The following is a 20,954-nucleotide window of genomic DNA, read 5'->3' as shown; positions in this document are numbered from 1 at the left end:
GGCGGGGGTTCGAGAAGGGATACGGCGGATCAGCGGGCCAGCGCCGTGCGCAGGCCCTCGTGGATCAGCTCGCAGCCGTAACGGAGCACGTCGAGTTCCATGGTCAGCGCGGGCAGCAGCTTGAGGACGGCCTTGTCGCGGCCGGTCGACTCGACGATCAGGCCGCGTTCGAAGCACCAGGCCACGACGTCGTCCGCGGCCTGCCGGCCGCCCGCGTGGGTCAGGTCGATGCCGATCGCGTGGCCCTCGCAGCGCACCTCGACGCCGGGCAGCGGGTGGTTCTCCCAGAAGTCGCGCAGCAGTTCGGCGCCGTCGCGGGCCTGGTCGAGGAAGGCCTGGCTCTGCCAGAGGTCGAGGGCGCCGCAGGCGGCGACGAACGCCAGCTGGTTGCCGCGGAAGGTGCCCGGGTGGTCGCCGGCCGCCCACGAGTCGAGGCCCTCGCGGATGAGGAGGATCGACATCGGCAGGCCCAGGCCGCCGATCGACTTGGAGACGGTGATGAGGTCGGGGACGACCCCGGCCTGCTCGAAGGAGAAGAAGCCGCCGGTCCGGCCGCAGCCGGCCTGGATCTCGTCGGCGATCAGCACGATGCCGTACCGGTCGCAGATGTCGCGCAGCTGCCGCAGGTCCGCGTCGGGGATGCGGTAGACGCCGCCCTCCATCTGCACGACTTCGAGGATCACGGCCGCGGGCACGTCGACGCCGGACAGGTCGTCGCCGAGGTACTGCTCCAGGAGGTCCATCGTCGGGAACGGGCCGCGCGGGCCGACCGGGAACGGCAGGTGCGTGACCTCGCCGAGGGGCGTACCGGCCACCTTGCGCAGCGACAGGTCGGCGGTCGCGGCGAGGCTGCCGCGGCTGACACCGTGGTACGCGCCGGAGAACGCGATCACCTGGGAGCGGCCGGTGTGCTTACGGGCCAGCTTCAGGGCCGCCTCGACGGCGTCGGTGCCGGTGCTGCCGCAGAACTGCACGCGGTGGTTCAGCCCGCGCGGCTCCAGGACCTCCCGGCCGAAGCGCTCCAGGAACTCCCGCTTGGCCGCCGTGTGGAAGTCGAGCGCGTGCAGCAGCCCGTCGCCCTCCAGGTGCGCGACGACCTGGCGCTTGATGTGGGCGTGGTTGTGGCCGTAGTTGAGGGCACCGGCGCCGGAGAAGAAGTCGACGTACTCCGTGCCGTCCTCGGCGACCAGGGTGGTGCCGTGAGCCGAGCTGAGGAGGACGGGGAACGCCCGGCAGTACGAGCGGACACCGGACTCGCGCGTCTCGAACACGGTGGTGGCGGTGGCTTCGCGCGCCGCCGCGGTGGGGGCGGGGGTGGCTTCGAGCACCTGGGTGGACGTCGTCAGATCTGCCAGGACCGTCATCGGAGGTCTCCTATCGGGAGGGGGGAGAGCGGGAGCGGGAGTACCTGCCCGACGGTGGCGGCAGGCGTACGGGCGACTGCGGCGAGCAGCGCGAGGTAGTCGTCGAGCAGCCGCCGGGCTTCGGTGTCGGCGACGCGGTCGCCGTAGTACGACAGGGCGATACGGGGTTCGGCGTCGTCGGTGATGTCCAGGCGGAGCGCGTACTCGGTCTGGTTGCGCGTGCCGTCGCTCTCGGTGCCGCGCTGGACGCTCGCGGACTGCTGGGCGCGCAGCCCCGAGGACACCGGGTAGTTGGCGACGACGACGACCGAGTCGAACAGCGGTCCTTCGCCCGACCCCATCCGCTGGAGGGCGCCGGTGGGGACCGAGGTGTGCTCGGCGCCCTCGACGCGGGCCAGCTGGAAGCGGTCGAAGAGGGAGGTCAGGGTGTCGTCCCGGTTCACCTCGACCCGGACGGGCAGGGCGGCGATGAAGAGGCCGACCGCCCGCTCCAGGCCCTCGACGGCGCGGTCGCGGCCCGCCGAGACGACGCCGACGGTGACGTCGGCGCGGTCGAGGCGCGAGGAGGCGAGCAGGGCCCAGCCCGCGCAGGCCAGGGTCGAGAAGGTGTGGCCGTGCTCGGCGGCCCGCTCCCGCAGCGTCTCGGCGACCGCCGGGTCCAGCCTGCCCGCCGTACGGCTGAAGCGGGACGGGCCGAGGCGGCCCGGCTCCGCGGCGAGGCGCGAGGGGAGCGCCCCGGCCAGCTGGTTCTGCCAGAAGGCGCGGTCCGCCTCGGGGTCGGCGTCCTCGGCGTCGAGTGCGGGGACTGGCGGGAGGCCCGCGTCGCGGCCTTCGAGGGCGGCGAGGTACAGCGCGAGGAGTTCGTCGAGCAGCACCAGGTTCGACCAGCCGTCGGCCACGAGGTAGCTCTGGATCTGGCCCAGCCACCAGGTGGACGGGCCGAGCACCAGCCACACCCGCCACAGGGGCGGAGCGGACACGTCGAAGGGCGTGGCGCGCTCGGCTTCGAGGAGGGCGATCAGCTCGTCGGCGACCGCGTCCGGCGCGTGCTCGCTCCAGTCGAGGACCTCGATCACCGGGTCGAGTCCGTCGGCGTCGGCGACGACAGGCGTCCAAGCGCCCACATTTCCCTCGCTCCCGCCGTCCCTCCGGAACCCCGTGCGCAGCACCGCATGCCGGTCGTTGAGCTGCCGCCAGGCCGTCCGGAAGCAGTCGGGGTCGATCTCGAAGGGCAGCTCGGTCGTGGACTGCATCTGGTAGAGGCCGGGGACCCAGGCGCTGTCGAGGACGTCCAGCATGTGCTGCTGCCCGGGCGTCACCACCGGGCCGGCGGACCGGGCCCGACTCGCCCCCGCCGTCGGGGCCGAGGCCTCGCGGGTCGGGGCCGAGGCCTCGCGCTCGTCGATCGCCTTCGCGAGTGCCTCGACCGTCTGGTGGGCGAACACCATGCGCGGCGTCATCTCGATCCCCGCGCGGCGGGCCGCGCTCACCATGCGGATGACCGCGATCGAGTTGCCGCCGAGGGTGAAGAAGCCGATGTCGACGGGGACGTCGTCACGGCCGAGGGCCTCGCGCCACAGCTCCACCAGGGCCCGCTCGGTCCCGGTGCTCGCGGCGCGCCCCGTGAGGGCGGCGGCCGTGGGCGCCGGCAGCTCGCGCCGGTTGACCTTGCCGTTGTGGGTCAGCGGGAAGGACTCCATACGGACGAAGGAGGCGGGCACCATGTGCGCGGGAAGGCTCGCCGACAGCTGCCGCTTGAGCTCGGCGTCGTCGGGGACCTCACCGCCCGGGGGCGCCACCAGATAGGCCACGAGGGTCTTCGCGCCGTCGCGCGGGCCGTGCGCCGCGACCAGGCAGGAACCGCCGCCGATGACCTCCCGCAGCGCGGCCTCGATCTCACCGGTCTCCACCCGGTAGCCGTTGATCTTGATCTGGAAGTCGATGCGGCCGAGCAGTTCGAGGTTGCCGTCGGGCATCCAGCGGGCCCGGTCACCGGTGCGGTACAGCCGGGCCCCGGGGGCCGTGCTGAACGGGTCGGGCACGAAGCGCTCGCCGGTCAGCCGGGCCCGGTTGTGGTAGCCCCAGCCGACACCGACACCGCCGAGGTACAGCTCGCCGGGCACGCCCACGGGCAGCGGGGAGAGGCCCGCGTCGAGGACGTACGAGGTCTGGTTGGCCATCGGGACGCCGTACGGGATGCTGCGCTGCTCCGGCAGGACGTCACCGATCAGGTGGATCGTCGAGTCCATGGAGACCTCGGTGGCGCCGCCCATGCTGACGAGCTGCGCCGAGGGGATCAGCTGCGCGGCGCCCCGCTGCGGCAGTGCCAGCGGGATCCAGTCGCCGCCGAGCAGCACCAGCCGGATCGGCAGCCGCTCGCCGGCGCGGATCTCGCACTCCTCGACGAGGAGTCCGAAGAGCGCCGGTACCGAGTGCCACACGGTGACGGACTCGCGCTCGATCGTCTCGATCCAGCGGTGCGGCGAACGCTCGTCCTCCGAGGCCGGGAACACCACGGTCGCACCGGCCATGAGCGTGCCGAACACGTCGTACGCGCTCATGTCGAAGGCCAGCGCCGAGACGCCGAAGACCTTGTCACCGGGGCCGACGAGGAAGCGCCGGTTGAAGTCGGTGAAGTTGTTGACGCGGCCCCTGTGGTCGAGCAGGACGCCCTTGGGCAGTCCGGTCGAGCCCGAGGTGTAGATCAGGTACAGCAGGTCGTCCGGGCGGACGTCCCGCTCCGGCCGGGTCGCCGGGTGGGCGGCGGCGGCAGCCGGGTCGACGGCCGTGACGCCCTCGCCGGCGAGCCGGTCGTCACGGGTGACGACCAGGCGGGCCCCGGAGTCCGCCAGCATCCACTGGAGACGCTCGGCCGGGTAGCCGGGGTCGAGCGGGACGTACCCCGCGCCCGTCTTGGCGATGGCGAGCTGGGTGACGACCAGGTCGACGCCCCGCTCCAGGCAGACACCGACGCGTGCGTGGCGGCCGCAGCCCTCGGCGATGAGCAGATGGGCGAGCCGGTTGGCGCGGGCGTCGAGTTCGGCGTAGCTCACGGCCTCGTCGCCGCAGGTCACGGCGACAGCGTCCGGCTCCAGGTCCGTCCACTCCTCGAACAGGCCGTGGGCGGTGGCGTGGGCGGGGTACTCCTCGCCCGTACGGTTCCACTCGTCGACGACCAGCTCCCGCTCGGCCGGGGTGAGCAGGTCCGCGTTGTCGACGTGGACGTCCGGGGTCTCGCACAGGCCGGTGAGCAGCCGCCGGTAGTGGCCGAGGAGGCGCTCGGCGGCGGCGGTGTCGAGCACCGACTCGTCGAACTCCAGGGACACCATGACCTCGTCGTCCGTCACCGCGCAGGACAGGTCGAGGGGGAACTTGGCCGTGCCCGAGTGCAGGTGGGTGGGGGTCAGGGACAGGTCGCGCAGCCGCATCTCGTGGCCGGGGCCGTTGTTGAAGACGAACATCGCCTCGAACAGCGGGCTCTCGGCCAGCGTGCGCTGCGGCGCGACCTTGTCGACGAGGACGTCGAAGGGGATCTGGTGCTCCTGCGCCCACAGCGACTCGCGGCTGATGCCGGCCAGGACGTCGCCGAGGCTGCCGCCGCCCGCGGACAGGTCGGCCACCACGGGGACGGTGTTCGCGAAGTAGCCGACCAGGCGCTCGGTCTGCCGGTTCCGGTTGGCCATGACCGTGCCGACGGCGAACCGGGAGGTGCCCGTGTACCGGTTGAGCAGCACCGCGAACGCGGTGAGCATCACGTTGAACACGGTCGTACGGTGCGCCTCGGCGGTGCGCTGGAGCTCGCGGCCGAACTGCCCGTCCCACTGGGAGCGGATGCGCCGGCCGGTACGGGCCGTGCCCCGGTCTCCGGTCGGGGAGAGGCCGAGCGGCTGGGCCCAGGCCAGCTGCTCACGCCACTGCGCGACCAGCCAGTTGTAGTCCTCGGGCTCCTGGGCCCGCTCGTGGGCGGCCGCGTCGGCGTAGTCGATGCCGAGCGCGGGCAGCCGGGGCGAGCGGCCCTCGCGGGCCGCGTCGTACAGCTCCGCGAGGTCCTCCAGGAGGACCCCCACCGACCAGGCGTCGGTCGCGATGTGGTGCACGACCAGGGCGAGGAGATGGTCGTCGGCGGCGATCCGGAAGAGGCGCCCGTGGATCACGGGGCCGTCCGCCAGGTCGATCGGCAGGGCCGCCTCGCGCTGCGCGGCGGCCACGGCGGCCTCCTCGTCGGCGGCCTCCTCGACCGGCAGCTCCATCGGCGCGGCCGGCAGGACGACCTGTTCGAGGCCGCCGTCCGGCAGCTGCCGGTAGACGGTGCGCAGGACGGGGTGCCGGTCGACGAGCCCGTCGAGCGCGGCCCGCAGCGCGGTGGTGTCGAGGGCGCCGCGCAGCCGGACGCCGTAGGGGACGTTGTACAGCGGCCGGCCGTCCGCGAGGGACTCGGCGACCCACAGCTGCTCCTGGCCCCGGGACAGCGGGCCGGGCTTCGCGGTGTCGCGGCGGCGGATGGTGCGCGCCGCGGCCCGCTGTTTGCCACGGGCCAGCAGCAGCGAGGCCATCAGCTCCCGCTTGGCCGCGGACAGGCTCTCGATGCTCTCCCGCTCGGTGGCGGCTTCCCGGATCATGCGTCCCTCTCCTCGCCGGCCGCGAGCAGCTCGCGGGCCTGGTCGTCGGTCACGCCGTCGAGCAGCACCTCGAGTTCGAGGAGCTCGGCCTCGCTCAGCCCGGCCAGCTGGAGTTCCTCCAGGGCCTGTGCGACACCGCGCACGGTGGGCTGCTCGAAGACCGTGCGCAGCGGCAGTTCGATGTCCGTCCGGGCGGCCAGTTCGGCCACCAGGCGGGTGGCGAGCAGCGAGTGGCCGCCCAGGGTGAAGAAGTCGTCGAGCGCGCCGACCGCCGGGGTGCCGAGGAGTTCCTCGAACACCGAGGCCACGAGCCGCTCGGTCGGTCCTGACAGTTCCTCGAAGCGCCGGCGGACCCGCTCGACGGTCACGTCGTCCCGCTGGAGCGCGGCCCGGTCGACCTTGCCGTTGGGGGTGCGGGGCAGCCGGTCGGCGAAGACGTAGCCGGTGGGGACCATGTAGCGCGGCAGGCGGGTGCCGACCGCGGCGGCCAGGACGGCCGGGTCCCGTTCGGCGGTGACCACGCAGGCGACCAGGGTCGGTTCGCCGTCGCAGTCGCGCAGGACGACCGCCGCCTCCCGTACGGAGGGCAGCTCGCACAGGGCCGTCTCGACCTCGCCGGCCTCGATGCGGAAGCCGCGGAGCTTCAGCTGGTCGTCGAGCCGTCCGAGGAACTCGAGGTGGCCGTCGGAGCCCAGCCTCACCCGGTCGCCGGTGCGGTACAGCCGGGCGCCGGGCTCCGCCGCGTACGGGTCGGGGACGAACCGTTCCGCCGTGGCCTTCGGGTCCCCGAGGTAGCCGCGGCCGACCGCCGGGCCGCCGATGGCGAGCTCGCCCGGCACGCCGAACGGCAGCCGCCGTCCCTGCGCGTCGAGGACGTAGGACGTCACTCCGGCGACGGGCGTGCCGAGCGGGACCGCGCGGTCGGTCGGCGGCGGGGTGGTCAGCACCGCGAGGTGGGTGTCGTCCGAGCACTCCGCCGGGCCGTACGCGTTGACCATCGGGATCCCGGGGAAGCGGCGAAGCCACTCCGCCGCGAGGTCCGGCGGCAGCGCCTCTCCGGTGGCGATGAGATACCGCAGGCTCGCCAGGTCGCCGTCCTCCGCGTGGTCGAGCAGCGCCCTGATCATGCCGGGCACCAGCTGGAGGACGCTGACACCGCGCTCCCGGACGAGGGCGGTCAGCGCCTCCGCGTCCCGGCTCGTGGCGTCGTCGCTGACCACGGTGGCCGCGCCGCGCGTCACCGCGACGAGCATCTGCCAGACCGAGATGTCGAACGACTGCGAGGCGGTCTGGGCGATGACGTCGCCCGAGGACAGCTCCAGGTCGTGGGCCATCAGCTCCAGGTGGTTGAGCAGGCCGGCCTGCTCGATCTCCACGCCCTTGGGCTCACCGGTCGTACCGGAGGTGAAGATCACGTACGAGCGCCGGGCCGGGTGCGTCCCGTGGGTGTCGAGCGGCCGGTCCGAGACGGAGTCGTCGAGGACGAGGTGGGTGCCGCGGGCGTCGGCGAGCAGGGCGGCGATCCGCTCCGCCTGCTCGTCGTCGGTGAGGGCGACGACCTCGCCAAGCCGGTCGAGGACGGTGGCGATCCGCCGGTCCGGTACGGCGGGGCTGACCGGCACGTACGTCGCTCCGGCCGCGTCGCAGGCGAGGGCGGCGGCGATGTGCCGGGCCGAGCGCCCGGCGCACACCACGACGGCCGGCTCGGGGCCGGAGGCCGCCGCGGAAAGCCGCTCGGCGAGCGCCGCGACCCGGTCCCGCAGTTCGCGGTACGTCCAGACGGTGCCGCCGTCGATGACGGCGGGGGCGTCCGGGGTGAGCCGCGCCCAGTGCGCGAGGGACTCGGTGGTGGTCATCGGCGTGAAGGCCCCCGGTCCCGCGCTCAGGGCGTCCTGCGCGGCGGCCTCGGCCTCCGGGCGGATCTCCAGGTCGGCCACGGAGCGCTTCGGGGCGGCGGCGATGCTGCCGAGCAGGGCCTCGAAGTGGTCCAGGAGCGTCCGGCCTGCCTCCTCGTCGAAGAGGTCGGCGTTGAGCTCCAGGGTGGCGTGCAGGCCGTCCTTCTCCTCGGCCAGGTCCAGGCTGAGGTCGAACTTGGCGGTGCCGACGGGGGCGTGCAGCCGCTCCAGCCTGAGGTCGCCGAGGTCGATCTCCGAGTACGGCGCGTTGTGCAGGGTGAACATGACCTGGAACAGCGGGCTCGTGCTCAGGTCCCGGCTCGGCTGGAGCGCGTCCACCACCCGGTCGAAGGGAACGTCCTGGTTGGCGTACGCGGCCAGGGTCGTGGACCGGACGCGGTCGAGCAGCTCGGTGAAGGACTCCTCCGCCCGGAGCGTGTTGCGGAAGACGATCGTGTTCACGAAGAACCCGACCACGTCCTCGATCTCGACCGAGCGGGTACCCACCGGGGTGGCGACCGCGATGTCCGCGGCGCCGCTGTAGCGGTGCAGCTGGCAGTTGAACGCCGCGAGCAACGTCATGAACAGGGTCGCGTTGTGCTCGCGGCCCACCTGCCGTACCCCGCCGACCAGTTCGGCGTCGAGGATCCGGCGTACCGTCAGGCCCCGGTTGGTCATCGCCGCCGGCCTCGGCCGCTGCGCGGGGAACTCCAGGAGCGGCGCCGGCTTCGCCAGCGTCTCGCACCAGAAGTCGAGCTGCGCCTGGTGGTCGCCGCCCTCGACGCGCTCGCGCTGCCAGCTCGACCAGTCGGCGTACTGCACGTCGAGCTCGGGCAGCGGGGACGCCGTGCCCTGGCGGTGCGCCTGGTAGAGGGCCGCGAAGTCGCGGACCACGATCTGCAGGCCCCAGCCGTCGGCGACGACATGGTGCACGGCGAGGACGAAGACGTGGTCCTCGTCGGAGAGCCGGATCAGGGTCGCCTGTTCGAGGGGTGCCTCGGCCAGGTCGAAGCGGTGCCGCGCGGCCTCGTCGACGAGTTCCGGCCAGCGCCGCTCGGCGGTCTCCTCCGGCTCGCCGCTCAGGTCGACGACCGTGAGCGGCATGGTGACCGCGTCGGCGGGCTCGACGATCTGGCTCACCCGCCCGTCGTCCATGACGAGCCGGGTGCGGAGCACCTCGTGCCGGGCGACCAGCTCGTCGAGCGTCGCGGCCAGGGCTCCGGTGTCCAGCGGGCCGCGCATGCGCACGACGGTGGCGCTGTTGTAGGCGCCGGTATCGCCCTCCAGCTGGTCCAGGAACCAGAGGCGTTCCTGGCCGTACGAGGCGGGCAGCGGTCCGGTGCGGGGCAGGGCGACGACCGGTGCGGTCTCGCTGCCTCCGCCGGAGACGCCGTCGATGTGCGCGGCGAGGTCCCGTACGGTCTGCTTCTCGAACAGGGTGCGCAGTGCGATGTCGCAGCCGAACACCCGGCGGATCCGCGACACGACCTGGGTGGCCATGAGGGAGTGGCCGCCGAGGTTGAAGAAGTTGTCCTCGGGGCCCACCTTGGGCGCGCCGAGCACGTCCTGCCACAGGCCGGCCACCAGTTCCTCGGTGGGGGTCAGCGGCGCGCGCGGTCCGTCCTCGTGGCCGCCGGCCACCGAGGAGGGCTCGGGCAGCGCGGCGCGGTCGATCTTGCGGTTCGGGGTCAGCGGGAAGGCGTCGAGGGCGACGACGAACGCCGGGATCATGTAGTCCGGCAGCCGCTTGCGGACGAAGGCCTTCACGTCGTTGCCGACGGCCCTGGTGCCGGGCCTCGACACCACGTACGCGACCAGCGCGTTCTCGCCGCTCGCGTCGGCACGGGCCAGGACGAGGGCGTCCTGGACGTCCGGCGCGGCGCAGATCACGTGCTGCACCTCGTCCGTCTCGACGCGGTAGCCGCGGATCTTGACCTGGGTGTCGGCGCGGCCGAGCGGGGTGACGGAGCCGTCGGGCAGATGGCGGCCGAGGTCGCCGGTGCGGTACATGCGGTCGCCGTCGGAGTCGCCGAACGGGCTGCGCACGAACTTGGCGGCGGTGAGCGCCTCGTCGTGGGCGTACCCCAGCGAGATGTGCGGGGAGCGGATGACGATCTCTCCCGGCTCCCCGACGCCGGCCTGCCGCCCCGCCTCGTTCAGTACGAGGAGCTGGACGTCCTTCATGCCGCGGCCGAGCGGGTACGTGACACCCGGGTCGGTGTCGGCGACGCCGTGGGCCGCGGGCACCACGTAGTAGCCGACCGCGCGCTGCGTCTCGGTCGAGCCGTACAGGTTGACGCAGGTCGCCGAGCCCGCCATGCGGGTGATGGCCCGCACGTCACGGCTGGTCAGCGTGTCGCCGAGGAAGAAGACCCGCTCCAGGAGCGGCAGGGTGCCCGGCGCGACCGACAGCTGGTCGAACAGCCTCGCCATCGGGGGCGTCATGTGGCTGACCGACACCTGCGCGGTACGGAACCACTGCGCGAGCCGGCCCGGGGTCTCGACGTCGAGCCGGTCGGGTACACAGATCGTGGCGCCCGTGACCAGCGGCGTGAACACCTCGCGGTGCAGCGGGTCGTGGCTGATGCCGGAGAGCAGGCTGTAGCGGTCGGTCTCGCGGAGCCCGAAGGTCTCCACCATCCACGGCACGAAGTGGGTGAGGGAGCCGTGCGCGCCCCGGATGCCCTTCGGCTTGCCGGTGGAACCCGAGGTGAACGCGATGTACGCGCAGTCCCCCGGCCCCACCTCGACGGCCTCGGCCGGCTCCGCGCCCTGCGGCACCAGGTGCCGGGCGTCCGCCAGCCTCGACGGCAGCTCGAAGCGGCAGCGCAGCGACGCCGCCTGGAGCGCGGTGTCCACGGCGAGCGGTACGGCTCCGGCGCCCTCCAGCTGGAGGAAGGCGCTCGGGCGGGCCACCGCGAGGCAGTCGGCGATGCGGTCCGCCGGATAGCTCGGGTCGAGGATGGCGAACGAGGCACCGGCGCGCAGCACGGACAGGATCGCCCAGACCAGCGAGGCACTGCGCTCGCCGTAGATGGCGACCACGTCGCCCTTGGCGACGCCCTGCTGGTTCAGCAGGCCCGACATGGCGGCCGTCGCCCAGGACAGCTCCCCGTAGGTGAGCTCCTGGCCCGGTTCGGTGATCGCGATCCGCCCCGGTTCACGGGCGGCCCGCCGCTCGAACTGCTCGACCACCGACCCGTACCAGGTGGTGTCCAGCGGTGCGGCCGGGTCGGGCAGCGCGCGGCGCGCGAGCGGGGTGTCGAGCCGCAGCGCGGCGACGGGGCTGCCGCTGTCGGCGACGGCCTGCTCGATGACCCTGATCCACTGGGCGAGCAGCTCGTCCACCGTGGCCCGGTCGAAGCGGTCGGCGGCGTACATCAGGTCGAGCGAGAGGCCCGGCTGCCCAGGGTCGACGTAGAAGGTCAGGTCGAACTTCGCGCCCAGGTCGGGGACGGCGAAGGTGTCGACGGTGAGGCCCGGCAGGTCGCCCCGGTGCGGCGGGATGTTGAGCAGGTTCAGATAGACCTGGAACAGCGGGGTGGTGTTCAGGTCGCGCTCGGGGGCGAGCCTGCCGACCAGCGTCTCGAACGGCACGTCCTGGTGCTCGTACGCGTCGAGGGTGCTGGTGCGGACCCGCTGGAGCAGCTCGTCGAAGGTCGGGTCGCCCGACAGGTCGGCGCGCAGCACGAGCGAGTTGATGAAGAAGCCGATCAGGTCCTCCACCTCGCGGTGCCCGCGGCCCGCGATGGGCACGCCGATCGCGAAGTCACGCTGGCCCGCGAGCCGCCCGAGGGTCAGCTGGAGGGTCGCCGCGAGCACCATGAACAGGGTCGCCCCGGACTCGGCGGCGAGCCGCTCCATCGCCTCCCGCAGCTCCGGCGTGACGGTCGCCCGGGCCCGGTGGCCCCGGCCCTCGTCGGCGGCGGGCTCGGCCGCGCCGCGCGAGACCGGCAGGCTGAGCGAGGGCAGCGCGTCGAGCTGCTCGCACCAGTACGCGACGGAGGCGTCGAGCGCGCCGGAGTCGAGCTGGTGGCGCTGCCAGCGGGAGAACTGCTCGTAGGTGACCTGGAGCGGAGGCAGCGGGGAGGACGGCTCGTGGCCGGTCTCCTCGGCGTAGAAGTGGGTCAGATCCCGCTTGAGGATCTCCATCGACCACCCGTCGCCCACGATGTGGTGCAGGGTCAGGACCAGGACCGCGTCGTCGTGGCCGAGCTGGAGCAGCCGGACCCGCAGCAGCGGGCCGCCCGCCAGGTCCATCGGCTCCGCCGCCTCGCGTTCCACCAGGGCGCGGGCCTCGGAGGCGCGCTCCTCGGCGGTCGCGCCGGTCAGCTCGGTGCGCGTCAGGGTGACGTCGGCGCTGTCCAGGACGGCCTGCGTCAGCTCGCCCTCCTGGTGGGCGACGACCGTGCGGAGCGTGCTGTGCCGGTCCACCAGGCGGGTGACGGCCCGCTGGAGGGCGGCCTCGTCGAGGGCGCCGGTGAGCCGGATCGCGCCGGCCAGGTGGTAGCGGCCGGTGGAGGTGTTGCCGGTGGAGCCGGTCTCGCCGGAGCCGTTCTCGATCTCCTCAAGCAGCCAGAGGCGTTCCTGCATCACCGACAGCGGTGCGTCCGCACCGCCGGCGGCGTGGGCGGCGATCCCGCCGGAGGTGTCCCGGACGGCGGCGGCGTCGCACAGCGCGGCGTACTCCCGGAGCACGGGCGCCTCGAACAGCGCCCGCAGCGGGACCTCCCGGCCCAGCTCCTCGCTCACCTGCGAGGTGATCACGGTCGCGAGCAGGGAGTGGCCGCCGATGGTGAAGAAGTCGTCACCCGCGCCGACCATGTCGACGTCCAGGACCTGGGCCCAGACCCGGCCGACGGTCCGCTCGGTCTCCGTCTCCAGGGCGGCGAACTCGGCGAGCGCGAAGTCGGCCCGGCCCGGACGCCCGAGGCGGCTCGGGTCGATCTTGCCGCCGGGCAGCCGGGGCAGTTCCCGACGGACCACGAACGCGGCCGGGACCATGTGCGGCGGCAGCTCGGCCGCGCACAGCTTCGCCAGCGCCGGCGGGGTCAGCTCGGACTCGACATGGGCGGACTCGACATGGGCGGACTCGACATGGGCGGACTCGACATGGGCTACGAGCACCCCGTCGAGGCCCCGCACCACGGCCCGTGTCACACCGGGCAGGGCGAGCAGCACCGACTCGATCTCGGCCGGCTCGATCCGGTAGCCGCGCAGCTTGATCTGGCTGTCGCGACGGCCGCAGTAGTCCAGGGTCCCGTCGGCGCGCAGCCGGACGAGGTCGCCCGTACGGTACATCCGGGCGCCGGGAGCGGCGGAGAACGGGTCGGGCAGGAAGTGCCCCGCGGTCAGTCCCGGCCTGCCGTGGTAGCCGAGGGCCAGGCCCGCGCCGCCGACGTACAGCTCGCCGACCGCGCCGGCGACCACCGGACGCAGCTCCGCGTCCAGGACGTACGCCGTCCCGCCCGGCAGCACCGCGCCCAGCGAGGCGGGACGCCCCGGGACGCACTCGGCGGCCGTGATGACGACGGTGCACTCGGTGGGGCCGTACGCGTTGACGAAGCGCCGGCCCGGCTGCCACCGCTCGACCAGCTCGGCGCGGCAGGCCTCGCCGCCCGACACCAGGGTCCTGAGCTCCGGCAGTTCACGGACGGGCAGGGACGCGATCACCGAGGGCGGCAGCAGGCACACGCTGATCGCGCGCTCGGCGAGGACATCGGCGAGCGCCTCACCGACGAGGGCGTGCTCACGGCCGGCGACGCACAGGGTGCCGCCCGCGGCTAGCGTGGAGAAGATCTCCCAGACGGAGGCGTCGAAGCTCAGGCTCGCGAACTGGAGCATGCGGGCGTCGGCGTCGATCCCGAAGACACCCGCCTGGTACGCCGTGAGGTGGGCGAGCGCACGGTGGGAGACGAGCACACCCTTGGGGCGGCCGGTGGAGCCCGAGGTGTAGAGGAGGTACGCGGGGGCGTCAGGGTCGGCCGGCGGCAGCGCCGCAGCTTCGGCGGGGGCGTCAGGCTCGGCCGGCGGCAGCGCCGAGGCCTCCGCCGCCGGCGCCTCGCGCAGTGCCTCCTCGACGAGGTCGCGGGTCACCAGACCGCGCGCCCCCGAGTCGGCCAGCATGAACTCCTTGCGCTCGGCCGGGTAGGCGGGGTCGATCGGCAGGTACGCCGCTCCGCAGCGCTGCGCCGCCAGGACGGCGACGACGGCCTCGACGGACGGCTCGACCGACACGGCGACGACGTCCCCGGGGCGCACGGCGAACCGCCGCGCGACCACCCCGGCGACCCGGTCCACCCGGGCACGCAGCTCGCCGTAGGACAGCGCGCTGTCCGGACCCTCGAGCGCGATCGCGTCGGTGCGGCTGTCCGCGACCCGCTCGAACCGCGCCCAGAAGGTGTCGGGCCGCTCCTCGGCGCCCGCGGGGGACGGCCAGCGGTCCAGGGCCGCGGCCGCCGAGGGGGTCTCGACGCGCTCGTCCGGCCGCTGCGCCATCGCGCGGGCCGTCTCGCCGAAGAGCCGGGCGACGAGCTGAGCCGTCTCGGGCCCGAACAGGTCCGAGTTGAACTCCAGCCAGCCCGTCAGCGGACCGCCGTCGTCGGTGATCTCGAAGGTCAGGTCGGTCTTGGCGGTGCCGGTGTACAGCGGCGCCGTCTCGACCCGCAGGCCGGGCAGGGCCGGCGTGGGCAGCGCGCCGGTGCGGACGTCGAGGATGGCCTGGAAGAGCGGGCTGCGGCTCGGGTCGCGGTCCTGTCCCGTCGCCTCCACGATCGCGGAGAAGGGGACCCACTTGTGCGGCAGCGTCTCCAGGGTGGTGGCCCTGGCGCGGTCGACGAGGTCGCGGCCGGTGGCGGCGCCCGGCACCTCGAAGCAGAGCGGCACGGTGTTCACGAAGAAGCCGACGACGTCGTCGTACGAGCCGTCGCCCGTGCGGTTGGCGTCGGGTACGCCGATGACCACCCGCTCCTGCCCGGTGAGACGGGACAGGGTGGAGGACATGCACGCGGCGAGCGTCATGAAGACGGTCGCCCGCTGGTCCCTGGCGAGGGAGCGCAGCAGGTCCGAGTCGGCCTGGCTCAGCGTCAGCGGCACCCGCGCGCCGTCGAAGGTCTGCACGGCCGGGCGGGGCCGGTCGAAGGGCAGGTCGAGGGCGAGCGGCGCACCGGCGAGGTGCCCGGTCCAGAACTCCAGGCCGCGCCGGCCCTCGGCCGCATCGAGACGGGAGGTCTCGTCGACCGCCCACCGGGCGTACTCGTGGACGAGCGCGGGCGGTTCGCCGTGACCGGCGACGCCCGAGCCGTGCGCGTACAGCTCGGCCAGCTCTCCGGCGATGATCTCCATGGAGCGGCCGTCGGAAACGATGTGGTGGAAGGCCAGGAGCAGCGCGTGCTCGTCGGGCCCGAACTCCACCAGGGCGGCGCGCATCAGCGGCGGCTCGTCCAGCCGGAAGAGCTGCCGGGTGTGGTCGACGGCGAGTCCGGCCAGTTCCGCCTCGCGCTGTGCGGGCGTGACCGCGGTCCGGTCGATGACCTCGAAGGGGCAGGTGAGGCCGGTGTGCACGAAGGGTACGGGCCGGCCGCCCTCGTCCTTGAAGCCGGTACGCAGGGCGGGGTGCCGCTCGACGATCGCGTCGAGCGCGCCGCGCAGGACGGCCGGGTCGAGCTGCCCGTACAGCCGGAGCACGCCGGGCACGACGTAGGCGCGGGAGCCGGGGGCGAACTTCTCTAGGAACCACAGCCGGCGCTGACCCAGCGAGAGCGCGGGCTCGACGACGCCGGGCACGGTGTCGGCCGCGTCGACAGAGACCGCATCCGTGACCGCGAGTTCCGCGATCCGCGCCGCCTGGGCCCGTACGGTCACCGACTCGAAGAACATCCGCAGCGGCGGCTGGACGCCGAACTCCTTGCGTACCCGGGTGTTGAGGTCCGCCGCGCGCAGGGAGTGCCCGCCGAGCCCGAAGAAGTCCTCGTCGGGACCGACCCCGGCGACTTCGAGCACCTCGCACCAGATCGCCGCGAGCCTGCTCTCCAGGGGCGACATGTCCGCCGCCCCGGCCGAGCGGGACGCGTCGAGGGCGAGTTCGCGCAGCGCGTGCGCGTCCACCTTGCCGTTGGAGGTGAGCGGGATCGCGTCCAGGACGAGGAGCCGGCTCGGGACCATGTAGCTGGGCAGCTCGCGGTTCAGCCAGGCGCGCAGTCCTTCGACGCCGACGCCCTCGCCGGTGACGGCGGCGATCAGCTCCGTCTCTCCCGTACCCCGGGAGGCGACGACGGCCGCCTCGGCGACGTCGGGGTGGCGCCGCAGCGCCACGTCGACCTCACCGAGCTCGATGCGGTAGCCGCGTACCTTCACCTGCTGGTCGGCGCGGCCGACGTAGCGCAGCTCGCCGTCGGCGGACCGGCGCACCAGGTCGCCGGTGGCGTACAGGCGCCGGCCCGGCTCGGTCGCGAACGGGTCGGGGACGAACCGCTCGGCGGTCTTGCGGGGCGCCGACGCGTAGCCGCGCCCGACGCCCACGCCGCCGATGTACGCCTCGCCGACGACGCCGTCCGCGACGGGTCGCAGCCCGGCGTCGAGGACGTGGACGACCGCGTCGGTCATGTCGGCGCCGATGGACACGTCGCGGGCGCGGGAGACCTGGCCCGACTCCGGGCCGAGGTGGGCGACGGTCGAGCACACCGTGGTCTCGGTGGTGCCCCAGCGGTTGTAGAGCCCGACGTGGCCGCGGTCGGCCGCGAACCACCGGGCGAGCTTGTCGGGGTGCGCGGCCTCGCCGCCGATGAGGATCGAGCGGAGCGTCGGCGGGACCTGCGCGCCGGCGTCGAGGGCGGTGACGAGGACGTGGAAGAAGGCGGTGGGGATGTCGAGGAGGGTGAGCCGCTGCTCCTCGCACCAGGCCCAGAACCGCTCCGGCGAGCCGAGGACGGACTCGTCCCGCAGCACCAGGGCCGCGCCCCGGGTCCAGGCGGAGAAGATCTCCTCCAGGCAGGGGTCGAAGGTGAGCGGCGCGAACTGGAGCACCCGGTCGCCCTCCTCGACGTCGAAGGCGTCGAGGAAGGACAGCAGGTAGCTGACCAGCGACCGGTGCTCGATCTGCACGCCCTTGGGGCGTCCGGTCGAGCCGGAAGTGAAGATGACGTACGCCAGGGTGTCGCCGGTGGCGGCGAGCGCGGGGCGGTCCTCGGGGAGGCCGGCGCCGGACTCCTCGTCGACGCGGGTCGCGGCGCCCAGGGAGCCGGCGAGGTCCGCGGTCGCGGCGTGGCAGAGGATCCGCGCGCAGCGCGCGTCGCCGACCATGTCGGCGAGACGGCTCTGCGGCAGCGTCGGGTCCAGGGGTACGAACGCGGCCCCGGACTTCATGACCGCGAGCATCGCGACGATCAGCTCGGTGGAGCGCTCCAGGCAGAGACCGACGGTGTCCTCGGGGCCGAGGCCGTCCTGCCGAAGGCGGTGCGCGAGGCGGTTCGCCGCGCGTTCCACCTGGGCGTACGTCAGCTCCACCGGCCCGGCCGTGAGGGCGACCGCGTCGGGGGTGCGGTCGGCGGTCGCCTCGAACAGCTCGTGCACGGAGGTGACGCCCGGCAGGGTGCGGGCGGGGACGTCGGCCCGGCCGAGGGATTCGGTCGCGCCGGTGAGGCGCAGCGCCGAGACCGGCGAGTCGCCGTGGGTGGCGAGCTGCCCGAGCAGTTCGAGGAACTGCTGTCCCAGCTGTGCGGCGAGGGCCTCGTCGAAGCGGTCCGCGCGGACCAGCATGTGCGCGAGGAGGCCGCCGTCGGCGGGTACGGCGTGCAGGGTGATGTCGAACTGGGTGGCCAGCTCACCGGCCGGGAACGGCGCGAGGGTGAGGTCGCCGAGGACCGCGCTGTCACGGCCCGCGCCGAAGAGCACCGAGGTGACGTCGTCGGCGATCGCGTTGTGCGGCCGCTCGAAGACGACCGCGGTGTTGATCGCGACCGAGGTGTTGCCCCGGGCGCGCAGCAGCTCGACGAGCCGGCTGACCGGGAAGTGCTGGTGGCCGAGGGACTGCCGCAGCTGCTGCCCGGTGCTGCGGATCAGCTCGGTGACGGTGGCGTGGGCGCCGGGCTCGGCGCGTACCGGAATGGTGTTGACGAAGTAGCCGAGGGTGTTGCGGAAACGTGCCTGCGGGCGGCCGGCCGTGGTGGCGCCGACGACGAAGTCACGCGAGCCGCTGTGCGCGGCGACGAGGACCTCGAACGCCGCCATCAGGACCGAGAACACCGTCGTGCCGCTGTCACCCGCGACCCGTTCGAGGTCGGCGAGCAGCTCGGCGTCCACGGTCACCCGGTGGCTCGCGATGCCCTTCCCGGGCTGCGGACGCTCCCGTACCGGAAGGGTCGGCGCCTGGACGTCCCCGGCGAGCAGGTCGAGCCAGTAGCGCTCGTCGGCCCCCCACTGCGGGGAGCGCTCGTAGTCCTGCTGCCAGCGGACGAACTCCTCGTAGCCGACGGCCGCCGGAAGCTCGGGCGTGCGCTCGTGCAGCAGGTCGCCGTAGACGGTCGTCAGCTCGTCGAGCAGGGTCACCACCGACCAGAAGTCCGTGATGGCGTGGTGCTGCGCGAGGACCAGGACCGGTGCGCCGCAGCCGGTGAACAGCCGCGCGCGGGCGACGTCGCCGCTCTCGATGTCGAAGGGGGCGAGGGCGCACGCGTCGACCCGGGCCCGGAGCTCCGGCTCCGCCTCGCCCGTCAGGTCGACGACGTCGAGCTCGAACGGGACGGCCGGGTCGATCAGCTGCGTACGCCGGCTGCCGTCGGTGGTGAAGCGGGCGGTCAGGACGGGGTGGCGGGCGCCGATGTGCCGTACGGCCGCGGACAGCACGCCGGTGTCGACCGGCTCGTGCAGCCGGACGGCCACCGACACGTTCTGCAGGCAGTCCGGGCCTTCGAGGTCGCGCATGAACAGCAGCGACTGCTGACCGGCGGACAGCGGTACGGCTCCGCCGCGCCGGCCGGGCTCCTGCCGTACCGGTGTCTCGGGGGCGGTGTGCGTCCGCTCCTCGATGGCCGTGGCCACCTCGCGCAGGCTCGTCGGCTGGAGCAGCAGGCCCGGGTCGGTGACGACACCGAGCTGCTCCTCGATCCGGAAGGCGAGGTCGACCGCCGCGAGGGAGTCGAGGTCGAGTTCGGCGACCATGGTGGCGGGCGCGTCGCCCTCACCCCGGCCGACCAGGCTCAGGGCGCGCTCGATGGCGTCGACGCGCTGCTCGCGGGGGAGCGCGAGGAGTTCGGCGCGCGCCGGGAGGGTCAGCTGCCGCTTCTCGCCGCGGGCGGGGGCGGACGCGGAGCGGCGGTGCAGCTCGCCCTCGACCTGACCGGCGGTGTACGCCGTCCGGCCGGCCAGGCGCTGGATCTTGCCACTGGAGGTCTTCGCGAGGCTGCGGGCGCCGAGCAGGACCACGTCGAACAGTGCGATGCCGTGCTCGTGCTGGACGGCGGCGGCGATCGCGTCGGCGATCCGGGGCAGTTCCTCTTCGGGGGTGCCGGCGGCGACCTCGTGGAGGATCACGCACTCCTCGCCGTCCCCGGTCTCCACCGAGAACGCCGCGCCGCAGCCGGGGCGGGCCCAGGAGGACGCCGCGACGGCGGTCTCCTCCAGGTCGTGCGCGTAGAGGTTGCGGCCGCGGACGACCATCATCTCCTTGAGGCGGCCGGTGACGTGGATCTGGCCGTCCAGGACGAACCCGAGGTCACCGGTGCGCAGGTACGGCTCCGGGTCGTCGGCGAGCAGGGCGCCGAACGCCGTCTCGGTCGCGGCCTCGTCCTCCCAGTAGCCGGAGGCGACGGAGGTGCCGCGCACCCACAGCTCGCCCACCGCGCCGGGCGCGACCCGCGCGCCGGACTCCGGGTCGACGACGGCGAGTTCGTGGCCCTCGGCCACGAGACCGGAGGAGACCAGGGGGTCGCCGTCCGCACGCACCTCGGCGCGGCCCTGCTCCAGGGCCGCGCGGTCGAGCCGGGTGGTGCGGGCGCCGTTGCCACGGCCGCTGCCGGCCACGAACAGGGTGGCCTCGGCGAGCCCGTAACAGGGCAGCAGCGCGGACCGGTCGAAGCCGCTGGGCGAGAACGCCTCGGCGAAGCGCTCCAGGGTGCGGTGGCGCACCGGCTCGGCGCCGCAGAACGCGACCCGCCAGGACGACAGGTCGAGGGCCTCCCGCTCGGCGGGCGTGCTCTTGTTGACGCAGAGGTCGAAGGCGAAGTTCGGGCCGCCGCTGACCGTCGCGCCGCGGGAGGAGATGGCCTCCAGCCAGCGCATGGGCCGGCGCATGAACTCCAGCGGCGACATCAGGACGTTGGAGAGGCCGGAGAGCATCGGCTGGAGCACACCGCCGAGCAGGCCCATGTCGTGGTAGAAGGGCAGCCACGAGGCGACGACGTCGCCCTCGCCGATGCCGAAACCGGCGGCGATCGCGGAGCCGTTGGACAGCAGGTTCCCGTGCGTCACCACGACACCGCGCGGGGTGCCGGTCGAGCCGGACGTGTACTGGAGCAGGGCGACCGAGTCGGGCCTCAGGTCCGGGCGGCGCCAGTCGTCGGCGCCCTCCAGCATCGCGTCCTCGGTCACCACCCACGGCAGCCGGGCCACCTCGGGCGCCTGCTGCTCGAACAGCTCGTGGGTGAAGGCCTGTACGAGGCTGTCGGAGAGGACGATCTCGGCGCGGGAGCTTGCGACGACCGCACGAAGCCGGGGCAGCGTACGGGCGATCCGCATCGGGTCCGGCGGATAGACGGGGACCGCGACCATGCCGGCGTACAGCGTGGCCACGAAGCCCACGACGAAGTGCTCGCCCGGCGGATAGAGCAGCATGACCCGCGCACCGGGTTTCGCCCGCTCCAGGAGCGAGACGGCTATCGCCCTCGCACGCCTGTCGATCTCGAGCATGCTCAGCTCGGTGTCGACACCGCCGGCGTCGGCGAGGAACTCGTAGCTCAGGGCGGCACCGCGCTCGGAGACATTGCGGCGGATGACATCAACGACAGAGTTGTGTGCGTACATAGACCGTTCTCGCATCGGCGTGGAGTTCTGGAGCCCGGACGGGTGGGGCGGGCCTGGGG

At 73.7% G+C, this 20,954-nt stretch carries 3 protein-coding genes; all 3 read right to left on the bottom strand.

Translation table 11 applies throughout. The annotated features are described in order from the left end of the window. Positions 1 to 29: 29 nt before the first annotated feature. The 3 genes from ABT034_RS04310 to ABT034_RS04300 are packed head-to-tail and all read right to left on the bottom strand — an operon-like array spanning position 30 to position 20,895. A complete protein-coding gene (locus ABT034_RS04310) occupies positions 30 to 1,364 on the bottom strand; it encodes a diaminobutyrate--2-oxoglutarate transaminase (RefSeq protein WP_351211078.1) in 1,335 nt (444 codons plus the stop codon). Then, positions 1,361 to 5,983, bottom strand: coding sequence for a non-ribosomal peptide synthetase (locus ABT034_RS04305; protein WP_351211076.1), 4,623 nt, complete (start codon positions 5,981 to 5,983; stop codon positions 1,361 to 1,363). The genes ABT034_RS04310 and ABT034_RS04305 overlap by 4 nt, the downstream gene beginning before the upstream one ends. Next, on the bottom strand, positions 5,980 to 20,895 hold the full coding sequence (locus ABT034_RS04300; protein ID WP_351211074.1) for a non-ribosomal peptide synthetase: 14,916 nt from the start codon (positions 20,893 to 20,895) through the stop codon (positions 5,980 to 5,982). Before ABT034_RS04300 ends, ABT034_RS04305 begins: the two co-directional genes overlap by 4 nt. Between the last annotated feature and the right edge of the window lie 59 nt (positions 20,896 to 20,954).

The sequence above is a fragment of the Streptomyces sp. NPDC002773 genome (assembly GCF_040295605.1).
Lineage (GTDB): Bacteria > Actinomycetota > Actinomycetes > Streptomycetales > Streptomycetaceae > Streptomyces.
The sequence above is the reverse complement of the archived record's forward strand: the minus strand, read 5'-3'. Positions and strand labels throughout refer to the sequence as shown.

What these genes read in the sequence shown, in the direction of transcription:
- ABT034_RS04305 (WP_351211076.1), bottom strand. Translation starts at nt 5,983, where the DNA reads ATGATCCGGGAAGCCGCCACCGAGCGGGAGAGCATCGAGAGCCTGTCC.
- ABT034_RS04300 (WP_351211074.1), bottom strand. Translation starts at nt 20,895, where the DNA reads ATGTACGCACACAACTCTGTCGTTGATGTCATCCGCCGCAATGTCTCC.
- ABT034_RS04310 (WP_351211078.1), bottom strand. Translation starts at nt 1,364, where the DNA reads ATGACGGTCCTGGCAGATCTGACGACGTCCACCCAGGTGCTCGAAGCC.